Source organism: Citrobacter sp. Cb080, from assembly GCF_030334745.1.
GTDB classification, from domain to species: Bacteria; Pseudomonadota; Gammaproteobacteria; order Enterobacterales; family Enterobacteriaceae; genus Citrobacter; species Citrobacter braakii.
In genome coordinates this window covers 55,426-69,297 of sequence record NZ_JAOWDG010000037.1, presented here as the reverse complement: position 1 = coordinate 69,297, position 13,872 = coordinate 55,426, and the positions used below count along the sequence as shown (strand labels likewise).

Annotated in this window: 15 protein-coding genes; 5 read left to right on the top strand and 10 right to left on the bottom strand. The window is 50.1% G+C overall.

The window, feature by feature from the left end; genetic code table 11:
* Positions 1 to 51: 51 nt before the first annotated feature.
* The 3 genes from OGV38_RS07335 to OGV38_RS07325 are packed head-to-tail and all read right to left on the bottom strand — an operon-like array spanning position 52 to position 2,569.
* Positions 52 to 864, bottom strand: coding sequence for a MetQ/NlpA family ABC transporter substrate-binding protein (locus OGV38_RS07335; RefSeq protein ID WP_003029358.1), 813 nt, complete (start codon positions 862 to 864; stop codon positions 52 to 54).
* Between the two features lie 21 nt (positions 865 to 885).
* Positions 886 to 1,554, bottom strand: a complete 669-nt coding sequence (locus OGV38_RS07330; RefSeq protein ID WP_016152914.1) for a methionine ABC transporter permease — start codon at positions 1,552 to 1,554, stop codon at positions 886 to 888.
* A complete protein-coding gene (locus OGV38_RS07325) occupies positions 1,547 to 2,569 on the bottom strand; it encodes a methionine ABC transporter ATP-binding protein (RefSeq protein WP_016156371.1) in 1,023 nt (340 codons plus the stop codon). The genes OGV38_RS07330 and OGV38_RS07325 overlap by 8 nt, the downstream gene beginning before the upstream one ends.
* Before the next feature lie 338 nt (positions 2,570 to 2,907).
* On the opposite strand from OGV38_RS07325, the gene ynhH reads away from it, so the two are divergent.
* The 3 genes from ynhH (at position 2,908) to lpp (ending at position 5,104) form a co-directional block, all read left to right on the top strand.
* Positions 2,908 to 3,138, top strand: coding sequence for a protein YnhH (gene ynhH, locus OGV38_RS25070; protein ID WP_419095934.1), 231 nt, complete (start codon positions 2,908 to 2,910; stop codon positions 3,136 to 3,138).
* 7 nt (positions 3,139 to 3,145) lie between these two features.
* Positions 3,146 to 4,558: a pyruvate kinase PykF gene (pykF, locus tag OGV38_RS07320; RefSeq protein WP_016152912.1), complete on the top strand. Its 1,413-nt coding sequence runs from the start codon at positions 3,146 to 3,148 to the stop codon at positions 4,556 to 4,558.
* Between the two features lie 309 nt (positions 4,559 to 4,867).
* Positions 4,868 to 5,104, top strand: coding sequence for a murein lipoprotein Lpp (lpp, locus tag OGV38_RS07315; RefSeq protein ID WP_003029373.1), 237 nt, complete (start codon positions 4,868 to 4,870; stop codon positions 5,102 to 5,104).
* A gap of 67 nt (positions 5,105 to 5,171) precedes the next feature.
* On the opposite strand, the gene ldtE is transcribed toward lpp, so the two are convergent.
* The 7 genes from ldtE to sufA form a co-directional block, all read right to left on the bottom strand.
* On the bottom strand, positions 5,172 to 6,176 hold the full coding sequence (ldtE, locus tag OGV38_RS07310; protein WP_016152911.1) for a L,D-transpeptidase LdtE: 1,005 nt from the start codon (positions 6,174 to 6,176) through the stop codon (positions 5,172 to 5,174).
* A 118-nt stretch (positions 6,177 to 6,294) separates the two neighbouring features.
* Entirely contained in the window at positions 6,295 to 6,711 is a 417-nt protein-coding gene (gene sufE, locus OGV38_RS07305) for a cysteine desulfuration protein SufE (protein WP_016152910.1), read from the bottom strand.
* Positions 6,712 to 6,723: 12 nt separating this feature from the next.
* A complete protein-coding gene (gene sufS / locus OGV38_RS07300) occupies positions 6,724 to 7,944 on the bottom strand; it encodes a cysteine desulfurase SufS (protein WP_016156370.1) in 1,221 nt (406 codons plus the stop codon).
* Positions 7,941 to 9,212, bottom strand: coding sequence for a Fe-S cluster assembly protein SufD (gene sufD, locus OGV38_RS07295; RefSeq protein ID WP_016156369.1), 1,272 nt, complete (start codon positions 9,210 to 9,212; stop codon positions 7,941 to 7,943). The genes sufS and sufD overlap by 4 nt, the downstream gene beginning before the upstream one ends.
* A complete protein-coding gene (gene sufC / locus OGV38_RS07290) occupies positions 9,187 to 9,933 on the bottom strand; it encodes a Fe-S cluster assembly ATPase SufC (protein WP_019076682.1) in 747 nt (248 codons plus the stop codon). Before sufC ends, sufD begins: the two co-directional genes overlap by 26 nt.
* Positions 9,934 to 9,949: 16 nt before the next feature.
* On the bottom strand, positions 9,950 to 11,437 hold the full coding sequence (gene sufB / locus OGV38_RS07285) for a Fe-S cluster assembly protein SufB (protein ID WP_016152906.1): 1,488 nt from the start codon (positions 11,435 to 11,437) through the stop codon (positions 9,950 to 9,952).
* An 8-nt stretch (positions 11,438 to 11,445) separates the two neighbouring features.
* On the bottom strand, positions 11,446 to 11,814 hold the full coding sequence (sufA, locus tag OGV38_RS07280) for a Fe-S cluster assembly scaffold SufA (protein WP_016152905.1): 369 nt from the start codon (positions 11,812 to 11,814) through the stop codon (positions 11,446 to 11,448).
* A 724-nt stretch (positions 11,815 to 12,538) separates the two neighbouring features.
* Between sufA and OGV38_RS07275 the strand changes: the two genes are divergently transcribed.
* Both OGV38_RS07275 and OGV38_RS07270 read left to right on the top strand, forming a co-directional pair.
* Complete coding sequence (locus OGV38_RS07275) at positions 12,539 to 13,021, top strand: Hcp family type VI secretion system effector (protein WP_016156368.1); 483 nt, start codon at positions 12,539 to 12,541, stop codon at positions 13,019 to 13,021.
* The gene (locus OGV38_RS07270; RefSeq protein ID WP_286473115.1) at positions 13,018 to 13,497 is read left to right on the top strand and encodes a DUF2778 domain-containing protein; all 480 of its coding nucleotides are present in this window, start codon (positions 13,018 to 13,020) and stop codon (positions 13,495 to 13,497) included. The genes OGV38_RS07275 and OGV38_RS07270 overlap by 4 nt, the downstream gene beginning before the upstream one ends.
* Positions 13,498 to 13,872 lie beyond the last annotated feature (375 nt).

The window sequence follows — 13,872 nt, the reverse complement described above, 5'->3', positions numbered from 1 at the left end:
TTTTATCCGGCCTACAGAACGTCGTAGGCCGGATAAGGCAACGCCCGCGGATCAGTTATTTACCGGGATCACCGCACCTTTATATTTGGTGCGGATCCAGTCCTGGATCTCTTTTGAGTGCAGGACATCAACCAGCGCCACGATATCTTTTTTCTTCTCGTCGCCACGATGCACGGTAATGATGTTGGCATACGGGTTGTTTTCACCACTTTCGACGGCGATAGGATCTTTCACCGGATCCAGCCCGGCGTCGATGGCGTAGTTGGCGTTAATCACCACCGCATCGCCTTCGTCGTTGTTATACATCTGCGGTAACAGCGCGGCTTCCACGTTAGGCAGGAACTTCAGTTTTTTCGGGTTCTCGACGATATCGCTAATGCGCGCGGTGACTTTATCCACGCCCGGCTTCAGCTTGATTACGCCCTCTTTTTCGAAAATCGACAGAATACGGCCTTCCTCAGATACCGCATCGCGCATGATGACCTTGCCGCCTTCCGGCAGATCTTTAAGCGATTTCACTTTTTTCGAATAGATCCCAATTGGCTCGATGTGAATCGCTCCGGCGCTGACGAAATCATACGTTTTATCGCCCGCATGATCTTTAATCACGCTGTTCAGGTATGGAATATGCTGGAAGTAGTTAGCGTCAATCTCACGGCCAGCCAGCGCGGTGTTGGGCAGAATGTAATCCTGGAACGGTTTAATCTCTAAATCGATCCCCTGCTTCGCCAGAATAGGCTTAGCCTGCTCAAGGATCTCCGCGTGCGGCACGTTTGAGGCGCCAACGGTCAGAGTATCGGCCCAGGAGGCAAAGCTCAGGGCGCTTAAGGTTGCTGCGGCGAGTAACGTCAGTGATTTTTTCATGATAATGGTTTCCGTATTTTATTAGCGTTTATCTAACAGAGAGGTGATCACATCGCCGCAAAGCTGGATGATGAAGACAATGAGCAAAATCGTCACCGTCGCCACCAGCGTGACGTCGCTGTGGTTGCGCTGAAAACCTTCCAGATAGGCAAGATTCCCTAAACCACCGGCGCCAATTACCCCTGCCATCGCGCTGTAGCTGACCAGCGCAATCAGCGTCACGGTGATCCCGGACACCAGAGCAGGAGAGGATTCCGGCAGTAAAACCCGAAAAATAAGCGTGCTTAGCCGTGCGCCCATCGAACGCGTCGCCTCAATAACCCCTTTGTCGACTTCACGCAGGGCAATTTCGACCAGACGCGCATAAAACGGTGCGGCCCCTACGATCAGCGCAGGCAACGCGGCATTAGCGCCGAGAATGGTGCCAACCATCGCTTTGGTAAACGGGATCAGCAGCACGATCAGAATGATGAACGGGATGGAACGAAAGATATTCACCACCAGCGAAATAACGCTATACACCGCGCGATTGTGAAACAGTCCGCCGCGTGCGGTCAGGAACAGAGCCAGACCAAGTGCAACGCCCAGGACAAAGGTCGCTGCGCCAGAAAGGACCGTCATGTAGAGCGTTTCCTGGGTTGCTGCCAGCAGTTGCTCCCACTTCAGATGAGGAAACAGTTCTTCAGCCATGGTTGATCACCTCGCCTTCAATGTCGCTCTGGCGCAGATCGGCCAAAATATTGTTCAATTGTTCCTCAGAGGCCACAACGTGCACCCAAAGCTGACCAAATACACCGTGCGCGGTTTGCGTCATCTTGCCGTGTAAAATGTTAAACGGCAGGCCATAGCGCAGAGTCAATTCGCCAACCACAGGCCGATGCGTACGTTGCCCGGTAAACGTTAGCTTGATCACCACACCGCCCAACTCGCGGGCCAACTGTGGGTTAAACTCGTCTTCCTCGGTGTACTGACTCACCTGACGAACGAACTGTCGGGTGATCGGCTGCTGCGGATGGGTAAAGACGTTGAGCACGTCGCCTTCCTCAACGACCCTGCCGTTTTCCATTACCGCGACGCGATCGCAGATTTTTCGTACCACGTGCATTTCATGCGTGATCAGCACAATGGTTAATTTGAAGCGGCGATTAATATCGAGCAGCAAATCGAGGATCTGATCGGTAGTTTGCGGATCCAGCGCCGAGGTGGCTTCGTCACACAGCAGAACGTCAGGATTGTTCGCCAACGCACGGGCAATTCCTACCCGCTGTTTTTGCCCACCGCTCAGCTGAGACGGATACGCATTTTCACGACCGCTCAGCCCCACCAGCGAAATCAGTTCAGCAACTCGCGCTTTAATTGATGCTTTTGGCGCTCCAGCAATTTGCATAGAGAACGCAATATTTTCACTAACCGTTCGTGACCACAGCAAATTGAAGTGTTGAAACACCATGCTGATTTTCAGTCGCGCCTGACGTAAAGATTCCCCACGGGCGGCAGAGATATCGTGGCCGTTAATCGTTACGCTGCCTGAAGTCGGTTTTTCCAGACCATTAAGTAAGCGTATTAAGGTGCTTTTCCCCGCCCCGCTGTAACCAATAATTCCGTAAATCTGTCCCTGTTCAACCGTCAGGTTGACGTTATCGACAGCGGTAATGGCAAGCCTGCCTGGCGTAAACACTTTCGAAATATTTTTCAGGACAATCATGTCGTTTAGGTATCCGCTGCTGCTTATTGTTCTGCTGCTAGCGCTTTTGGCTGTTTAGCAGTATGGATGTCCAAACGAGTGTAATCAGTGAGATTGGCTTTTAAAATGAATTAAAACGCATTTGATATAACTTTTAGAAATATGTCGATTTGGTCGGCGTTATACACAAAAAGTCAGGGATTGGGATGACAATTACACCTTGTTGCGCAACAAATGCTGCTGCGAATAACCTCTTTATCCATACCTGGAAACAAATTAATGAATATTTTCTGTAAAACTGCACAGAAGTGTTTTGAAACGCTGTTTCCATTTTCCTTTTTGATAATTTTCAGCGTATAATGCGCGCCAATTGTCTCTTGAATGGTTTCAGCACATTGACCTGTAAAACTCAACGACTACAAAACTCACCATCCCGTTGGGCTGAAACACAAGCACACATTCCTCTGCACGCTCTTTCGATGTCACCTATCCTTAGTGCGAGGCATCACAACTTTCGTAACTCAGGTTTAGCTTCCCGTCCGTGCGCGGCGGGAGCCAGATTTCCATATCCTTCTCAACTTAAAGACTAAGACTGTCATGAAAAAGACGAAAATTGTTTGCACCATCGGTCCGAAAACCGAATCCGAAGAGATGTTAACCAAAATGCTGGACGCGGGCATGAACGTCATGCGTCTGAACTTCTCCCACGGGGACTATGAAGAACACGGTCAGCGCATCAAGAATTTGCGCAACGTCATGAGCAAAACCGGCAAGAAAGCCGCAATCCTGCTCGACACCAAAGGTCCGGAAATCCGTACCATCAAACTGGAAGGCGGTAACGACGTTTCCCTGAAAGCGGGCCAGACCTTCACCTTCACCACCGACAAATCTGTCGTCGGCAACAACGAAATCGTTGCTGTTACTTATGAAGGCTTCACTAAAGATCTGTCCGTCGGCAATACCGTTCTGGTTGACGATGGTCTGATCGGCATGGAAGTTACCGCTATCGAAGGTAACAAAGTTATCTGTAAAGTGCTGAACAACGGCGACCTGGGCGAAAACAAAGGCGTTAACCTGCCGGGCGTTTCCATCGCGCTGCCAGCACTGGCTGAAAAAGACAAACAGGACCTGATCTTCGGTTGCGAGCAAGGCGTTGACTTCGTTGCAGCATCCTTTATCCGTAAACGTTCTGACGTCGTTGAAATCCGTGAGCACCTGAAAGCGCACGGCGGCGAAAACATCCAGATCATTTCCAAAATCGAAAACCAGGAAGGCCTGAACAACTTCGACGAAATCCTCGAAGCATCTGACGGCATCATGGTTGCTCGTGGCGACATGGGCGTTGAGATCCCGGTTGAAGAAGTTATCTTCGCGCAGAAGATGATCATCGAAAAATGTATCCGTGCACGTAAAGTCGTTATCACTGCGACCCAGATGCTGGACTCCATGATCAAAAACCCGCGTCCGACCCGTGCTGAAGCCGGTGACGTAGCGAACGCCATCCTCGACGGTACCGATGCAGTCATGCTGTCTGGCGAGTCTGCAAAAGGTAAATACCCGCTGGAAGCCGTCACCATCATGGCAACCATCTGTGAGCGTACCGACCGCGTGATGACCAGCCGTCTGGACTTCAACAACGACAGCCGTAAACTGCGCATCACCGAAGCCGTTTGCCGTGGCGCGGTTGAAACTGCAGAAAAACTGGATGCTCCGCTGATCGTTGTAGCAACCCAGGGCGGTAAATCTGCTCGCGCAGTACGTAAATACTTCCCGGATGCCACCATCCTGGCACTGACCACCAACGAAACTACCGCGCGTCAGCTGGTGCTGAGCAAAGGCGTTGTTGCACAGGTAGTTAAAGAAATCAGCTCTACCGATGATTTCTATCGTCTGGGTAAAGAAGTCGCTCTGGAAAGCGGTCTGGCTCAGAAAGGTGACGTTGTGGTGATGGTTTCCGGTGCACTGGTTCCGAGCGGCACGACCAACACGGCATCCGTTCACGTGCTGTAATAATTCCAACGCGAATTAATTTGCTTAAAAAAGCGCCCTGGTGGCGCTTTTTTTATTTTATCGATAGCTACAATTAATAAAAAATCAAATCGGATTTCACTATCTAATCCGTGATTATCTAAGATGAATCCGATGGAAGCTTTCTGTTTTCACTCGGGTTTTTAGCCGTTTTTGCACAATTCGATGCTTCTTTGAGCGAACGATCAAAAATAAGTGCATTCCCATCAAAAAAATATTCTCAACATAAAAAACTTTGTGTAATACTTGTAACGCTACATGGAGATTAACTCAATCTAGAGGGTATTAATAATGAATCGTACTAAACTGGTACTGGGCGCGGTAATCCTGGGTTCTACTCTGCTGGCAGGTTGCTCCAGCAACGCTAAAATCGATCAGCTGTCTTCTGACGTTCAGACTCTGAACGCTAAAGTTGACCAGCTGAGCAACGACGTGAACGCAATGCGTTCCGACGTTCAGGCTGCTAAAGATGACGCAGCTCGCGCTAACCAGCGTCTGGACAACGCAGCTACTAAATACCGCAAGTAATAGTATCTGTGTAATAAAAATGGCGCACATTGTGCGCCATTTTTTTGCTCTGAATTTCCCTTCCCTGTTATTGCGTAGCACGCACCTCTGCATCCTCTCCCGGCACGCCATTCTGTGCAGACTTCACTTCCGCGCCATTGCTTACGACCGACGCTTGCCCGGCCGTTACGGTGACCGGATAGCCCGCACGACGATACAAGGCTCTTTCCACCAAACTGTTATCCACGGCTTTATTGTCTTTAAACTGGGTAAAACCGGCTGGCAGCACATACGGCATGGTCTGGACGTTTTGCTCCTCTTCCGGCGACAGCGGTCGATGCACCTCGACATAGCGCATTCCGTTCGGCTCTATCGAATATTTTATCGGCTCATTAATCACCCGAACCGGCGTTCCTGTCCGGACCTGAGCAAACAGTGCTTTGATATCCGGCGCATTCATGCGAATACACCCAGAACTTACGCGCAGCCCCACGCTGTCCGGCGCACTGGTGCCATGGATCAGATATTCACCGTTTCCATGCGCCAGACGCAGTGCAAAGCGTCCTAACGGGTTATTTGGCCCGGCAGGCACTACCGGCGGTAATGTTATGCCGCGCTCCAAAGAGCGTTTACGGATGCCTGCTGTAGGGGTCCAGGTCGGATTCGGGATTTTCTGCCCAACCCGGGTTTCCATTACCGGCGTTTCCAGCCCCTGCAAACCGATACCAATTGGGAAAACCTGAACAATATTCTCTCCCGGCGGGAAGTAATACAGACGCAGTTCCGCCAGATTCACAATAATGCCTTCTCGGGGTGCATCCGGTAGCAGTAGTTGCGAGGGAATAGTAATTAGCGTTCCGGGTTTAGGTACGGGGGCAATCGTATTATTGGCTTCAAGGATCAGCATTGCGGCGGTATCAAACTTACGGGCAATCGCCTGTAGGTTTTTATCGCCTTCCTGCACGGTGTAAGTTTGATTTTGCCCAACAAGACGGCTGTTCGCCTGAGGCAAAGGATAATCGACCGCCCATGCGGCCTGAATAGCGCTGTAAGCGCCGATTAGCATTAACGTAATAACAGACGCGCGTTTCATACTCACCCCCCTGGCGTTCCTGCCGGACGGCGTCGAGCGCCCGATCCGACCTACGAGTCACTGCGTTGCACTACCTCACTCTTTCACGTCGAGCTGAAAATTGACGTGTTTTATCAGTTTAGCTAAGAGTTGCGGCTTTGGTGCGAATAGCCCGAATCATCGCCTCCAGCCCTTGTGAACGAGACGGTGTGAGATGCTGTGCGAGCGCCATTTTTTCAAACCACGGACGCACATCAAAATTCACAATATCCTGGGCGGTCATGCGGTCATATAAAATGAATACGACAGCGATAAGCCCTTTCACAATTGCCGCATCGCTGTCGCCCTGTAATTCAATAATTCCTTCAGCATTCTGACGCATGACAATCCATACCTGACTTTGACAGCCCTGGATGCTATTTTCCGTATTACGATCGTCGTCGTTTAATTCCGGCAAACGCTGACCCAGTTCAATAATGTACAGGTATTTCTCTTCCCAATTAGCGCAACGCAGAAAATTACGCAACAACTTTTCTTTATCCGGCAGCGCAGCCATAACGCCTCCCTGTTATCCCAGTAAGTGATGAATACGCTTGAGGCCCGTTACCAGGCGATCCACTTCTTCGTGGGTGTTGTACATGGCAATCGACGCCCGGCACATCGCAGGAACGTTATAGTAGGCCATCAGCGGCATAGCGCAGTGATGCCCTGTCCGCACGGCGATGCCATAGTTATCAAGAAAACTTCCGACATCATAGGCATGATGTTTGCCGAGGTTAAACGCAATCACCCCCAGACGATTATCCGGCCCGTAGAGCGTTAAATCCGGCACATCCGCCAGCTGTTCCAGCGCATAGCGCATCAGGAATTGTTCATATTCGCTGATTTCAGTAAGCCCCAGCGCGGAAACATATTCAATAGCCGCGCCGAGTCCAATAATTCCCCCGGTGTTTGGCGTTCCGGCTTCAAACCGCCAGGGGGCTTTGGCCCACGTCGTCCCCTGGCTCAGGCTCACCGTCGCAATCATCGACCCACCGCCTTCCCACGGCGGCATCTCCTGCAGCAATGACTCTCTGGCATACAGAACGCCAATACCGGTTGGCCCGTAGAGCTTGTGCCCAGAGAAAACATAGAAGTCGCAATCCAGCGCCTGCACATCCACCTGATGATGCATAACTGCCTGTGCGCCATCCACCAGCACTTTCGCGCCGTATTGATGCGCCAGCTCAATCATCTCAACCAATGGGTTTTCCGTGCCCAACACGTTAGACACATGGGTAATCGCCAGCAGTTTCGTGCGATCGTCAAACAGCGTCGGCAGCGTTTCCAGTTGCAACGTACCCTCTGTATTGAGCGGAATAACGCGCAGTTCTGCACCTACGCGGGCGCACAACATCTGCCAGGGCACAATATTGGCGTGGTGCTCCATTTCGCTGATGATAATGTTATCGCCCGCCCGCACATTGCTGCCGCCCCAGCTGTTAGCTACCAGGTTGATACCTTCCGTTGTGCCGCGAACAAACACCAGTTCTTCAGCTGAACGGGCATTGATAAACAGCGAGGCGAGCTTGCGCACATTCTCCATTTTTTCCGTGGCCTGCGCGCTCAGCGTATGGATCCCGCGGTGGACCGCGGCATAGCCGTGACGGTAAAACTCGGCTTCGGCATCAATCACCTGGTTAGGCTTTTGCGCACTGGCGGCGCTATCCAGATACGCCAACGGTAAACCGTTCACTTCACGCGTCAGGACCGGAAAATCAGCCCGCACTTTTTCAATGGGAAATGTCATGCTACGCCTCCCGGCAAGCGTTGGGCGATCCGTGCCAAGACCTGTTGTTTCAGCGTTTCCTCGCCCAGGGCTTCCGTCAGCTCAGCGGCAAACGCATAGAGAATCATTTGTTGGGCATCCTGCTGGCCGATCCCGCGCGAACGCAGATAGAACATCTGCTCGTCGTCGATCCGCCCTACCGTCGCCCCGTGGCTGCATTTCACGTCGTCGGCATAAATTTCAAGCTGCGGTTTGGTATCTACTTCCGCCAGTTTTCCGAGCAGCAAATTATTGTTGGTCATCTGACCGTCGGTTTTAATGGCGTGCTGAGCGACGTTGATCAGGCCATTGAATACCGCCCGCCCCTTATCGCTGACAATCGTTTTATGCAGTTGTCGACTGTTGCAATATCCCTTGTTGTGCGCAAGCCAGGTGCGGGTATCGCAGACTTCATTTTTCACCGGCATCGCCAGGCTGTTAAGCCGAAGCGTGGTGTTTTCGCCGTTAAGCTGGGTGCTGGTGTTATGGCGCAACACCGCATCACCGAGTAAAAAGCTGTGGCTGGCGGCCGTGGCATCAGCGCCCAACTGAATATCATTATGCGCGAAGTGGTGGCTGAGCGGATTCTCAAACGCCAGTTTGATGTGACGCAAGTGTGCGTTTGCCGCGACGTTCATCGTTAATCGTGCACCGGTAAAATGGCGATATTCGCTGAGGCTGACATAGTGTTCAATGACGGTGGCTTCTGCGCCTTCTGCCAGATCCAGATGGTGGCGATAGTGCGCCGTGTTCACCTCATCACCCGCCAGCCCCTGGGTAATGTGCAGCAGCAGCAACGGTTTTGCCGGTCGCTGGTTACGCTTCACCTGAATGTGCGTTACGCTGCGGGAGAGGCTTTCGGTCAGGTGCAGAAAGACTTCCGGTTGGATAGCCGCCGGTAGCGACTGGCGCACATCATCAACGGTAATGTTAAACCCGCTACCTTCCACGCTGTCGCTGAGCGTTGGACAGAATTGCCCGTCAACAAACACCAGGCGGACAGCATCAATAGCCGGCGCTAACGCTTCACACTGGGCGGACGTTATCTCAGTGACATGACTGACAAACTGGCTGTTGGTTAATCCTTCCAGCGGTGTGTATTTCCAGTCCTCATGCTTACGCGTTGGCAGTCCCAGACGCAGCATCTGCTGCAGGTGCTGATGGGCATGGTGCGAGCGCGTCTCCCCTTGCGTTTCAAACAGATGATGCCACTGTTGCAGCACGTTACTGCTGTTCGCTAAGCCAGCCATAACCTTGCTCCTCCAGTTGTTTGACCAGCGTGAAATCACCGGATTTCACAATTCGCCCCTGGTAGAGAACGTGCACATAATCGGGTTTGATGTAATCCAGGATGCGCTGATAGTGGGTGACGATAATGAATGAACGTTGCCCGTCGCGCAGCGAGTTCACGCCATCCGCAACGACTTTCAGCGCGTCGATATCCAGCCCGGAGTCCGACTCATCAAGAATGCACAGCTGAGGTTCCAGCACCGCCATTTGCAAAATGTCATTACGCTTTTTCTCGCCACCTGAGAAACCAACGTTGACCGAACGCGTTAGCAAATCTTCCGGCATCTTCAATAACGCGATTTTCTCTTCCATCAGATCCTGGAAGTCAAACCTGTCCAGAGACTCTTCGCCACGGTAGCTGCGCACCGCATTCAGTGCCGTTTGCAGGAAAAACTGATTACTGACGCCGGGGATTTCTACCGGATACTGAAATGCCATAAAGATCCCTTCACCGGCCCGGTCTTCGGGTGACAGTTCCAGTAAATCCTTACCGTTAAATTCTACCGTCCCGCCGGTGACTTCGTAGTCATCGCGCCCGGCGAGCGTTGCGGAAAGCGTACTTTTCCCGGAACCGTTCGGCCCCATAATGGCGTGTACCTCTCCGGGGCCAATATCCAGGCTCAGCCCACGCAGGATCGCCTTATCTTCCACACTGACCTGTAAATCTTTAATGCTTAACATGTGCTTTCCTTAAATTTTAACCGACGCTGTGTTCAAGACTTATGGCGAGAAGTTTTTGCGCTTCAACGGCAAATTCCAGCGGCAGTTCAGAGAACACGTCTTTACAGAAACCATTGACGATCATCGAAATGGCATCCTCTTCGCTGATGCCGCGCTGCAAACAGTAAAACAGCTGGTCTTCACCAATGCGCGAGGTCGTGGCTTCATGCTCAAGCTGGGCGCTATTGTTACGACACTCCACATACGGGAAGGTGTGCGCTCCACAATCCGCGCCAATCAGCATCGAGTCGCATTGGGTATAGTTGCGGGCGTTGGTTGCGGTCGGCATGATCTTCACTAAGCCGCGATAGCTGTTTTGACTGTGTCCCGCAGAGATCCCTTTCGAGATAATGGTCGATTTGGTGTTCTTGCCGATGTGGATCATCTTGGTGCCGGTATCGGCCTGCTGATAACCACTGGTCAGCGCGACGGAGTAGAATTCGCCGATAGAGTTGTCGCCGCGCAGAATACAGCTTGGGTATTTCCAGGTAATGGCCGAGCCGGTTTCCGACTGCGTCCACGACATTTTGCTGTTTTCGCCTTCGCACAGAGCGCGCTTGGTGACGAAGTTCAAAATGCCGCCGGTGTTACCATCACCAGGGAACCAGTTTTGTACCGTCGAGTATTTCACTTCGGCATCTTTGTGGATGATGACTTCTACCACCGCGGCATGCAGTTGGTAGCTATCGCGTACCGGGGCTGAACAGCCTTCGATATAGCTGACGTAACTGCCCTCATCCGCAACCAGAATGGTGCGTTCAAACTGACCGGTTTTTTCCGCATTTATACGGAAATAGGTCGACAGTTCCATTGGGCAACGCACACCTTTCGGGACATAAATAAACGTGCCGTCGGAGGCCACCGCCGCATTTAGCGCCGCAAAGAAATTGTCATTACCCGGGACAACCGTACCCAGATATTGTTTTACCAGCTCAGGGTGATCGTGAATCGCCTCACCAAACGAACAGAAAATAATGCCCTGTTCCGCCAGTTTATCGCGATAAGTTGTCGCCACCGACACCGAGTCAAAAATGGCATCAACCGCCACCTCTTTGCCTTCGCGGACCGGCACGCCAAGCTGCTCGAATGCGTCCTCAACTTCTTTACTTAAAAACGCATTTGCCCCCGTTTGCTGCACCGCGCCCGGCTCAGACGCGCAGGTTTCATCGCAATTACCGCAGGACGGCGCGGAGTAATAACTGTACTCCTGGTAGTTCAGCTTATCGTAATGCGCTTTTAGCCAGTGCGGCTCTTCCATGGTTAGCCACGCTTTAAAGGCATTCAGGCGAAATTCCAGCATCCAGTCGGGTTCATTACGTTTTGCCGAAATCGCGCGCACGACATCTTCGTTGATCCCTTTCGCCAGCTCATCGGTTTGTAGATGGGTGAAGAAGCCCTCTTTGTAATTAAGGTGCCCGCCAGCCCAGGTGTTGACATCGTCAGTTGCTTCAGTATTACGAGACATAGTACCGCCTATACCCCAAAACTTTCGCCACAGCCGCATTCGTTCTGGGCTTTCGGGTTATGAAATTTAAATAGCTGATTTAATCCTTCGCGCACGAAATCAACTTCTGTGCCGTCGATAAACGGCATCGCCTGTAACGGTACATAAAGTCTGGCCCCCTCCGTTTCAAACAGCAGATCGTCTTTTTCCGCCTGGCGAACGGTGTCCAGCACGTAGCCAAATCCCGCGCATCCCGTTTGCTTCACGCCTAAACGCACGCCTAACATGTCGGGTTGCTTTGCCACCAGCTCGCGGATGTGCGCCGCAGCCGCTGGCGTTAACGTCAGACCACGCCAGGCAAAATCGTCCGGGTTAAATGTTCCTGAATGCAATTCCATAGGGTTACCTCGAGTCACTAGCTTTCAAGCTATAACAACATGTTAGTGATAATGATTATCACTTCAACCCCTCAACAGCAGGGGCATTCGGGTTAATCGCCCTTTTTACCCCCTTTTACTAAGCATAGACCCTGCTGCGTGGGTTAACAGGGATGGATTTTTTTGTTCAATGCATTGATTAATAATGGATTTTAACAATTGAATCGTACAGACAGGTCAAAGACTAAAAGATGTATAGATAATGTCTATTTAAGTGATAAGTTTTAAAAATTTAATGAAATCATACGACTATTGTATAATCATTCTCTTAATCTCTTCTTGTTATAGACAAAAACGGACTAGTTAATCCTCTAAATTGCGCCCCAGTGCGTTTTTGCCCCCCAAACTTCACCCTTTTTCATGCGCCCTCTGCGCGTGATTTATCCCAAACACCACAACACCTTCCGAACAAAATCGACAGTACGGTTTGCGCGTCTACTTTTAAGATCCTGCTTGATAGCATTACAAAGACTTTCTCAATATCAGAATTAAGAAATATATTTCGCTTCAAAATCTCACTATTCTTATATGTGCATCATTACTATTCATTTTTAATTCTAAGCTTTTTATTCCTCTCATAAATATCAATAAAACATAATAAAAATGTATGACATTTATTGCCTTGCGTATTCATGCGTCATGTCGTTTATTACAGTTACCTTGCGTATGTGAAATGGAGTTTTAAATGGCTATACCTGCGTATTTGTGGTTAAAAGATGATGGAGGAGCAGACATCAAGGGTTCTGTAGATGTTCGCGACCGTGTGGGGAGCATTGAGATCTTAGGGTTTAGTCATGGCCTGCACCTCCCTACCGACAACAACACAGGGAAAATAACAGGAACACGAGTACACACCGCTCTTATATTTGAAAAGGAGTTTGATAGCTCCAGTCCATATTTTTACAAAGCAGTAGCCACTGGACAAACCCTTAAAGAGGCCGAATTTAAATGGTACAAAATCAATGATGCAGGACAGGAAGTTGAATACTTCAATATGCTACTCGAAACAGTGAAGGTGGTTTCAATTTGTCCTCTAATGCATGACGTGAAAAACGCAGCCACTGAAAAACACAATCACCTTGAAAGTATTGCTCTTAGATATGAACGAATAACCTGGAAACACTGCGACGGGAATATAATATTTTCTGATTCCTGGAGTGAACGGTGATTCGTTGCACATTTCATTTAAACGGTGGGCAGCTATCAAGTCTTAGCTGCCCCGGAGTTGGCTTCTTCCCTGCATATTCAGGTAACAGTGGGGAGCATAGAAACAACCCTGAATCGATAGCAATTAAGGATATCGGGCCGCTTCCTCCCGGTAAATACTATATTGTTTCGCGTCCGAAAGGCGGGATTTTCAGCGCAATTAAAGATTATACTGCGTCAGAGATTAGCGGTTCAGACCGCGATATCTGGTTCGGATTATTCAGAGAGGATGAAAAATTAGATGACGTTACGTTCTATAACAAGGTCAGCTGTGGGTATTTCAGATTGCACCCTGCGGGGTATACTGGCGTCAGTAATGGCTGCATAACTCTTCCCAGCAGAGCTCATTACAACATACTCCGGGAAGCACTTTTAAGCACTCCACAAATGCTGGTTACCCCCAGTCTTCGTGCATACGGCACTATTCAGGTGTATTAATGAAACATATTAAAAAAGTCATCACATGGTATTTATTTGCAATATCTTGGGTTTGTTTTTTTCTATTTATTTTCAAATATTTACCTGAAAATAAATTATTTGATTTAATCTATCCCGATGTGAAAGAGATGGACCCCAGCGTCTGGGACAATACACACATGACCATTATCTTTATGGGCGCATTATTATTGAACGGAATTTTTATATTGTTCATGTCAATGATAATGGAAAGATGCAAAAATTAAATGAAAATGCTGAACAGTGGGACTTCAGTCCCACTGTTTTCAGTATCGAACCTACCCCACTGCCAATTTAGGCGAGTTCACATTCCACAACCCAATTGGCTGGCAACAAGGTCATCTAGTCAGTATGCGT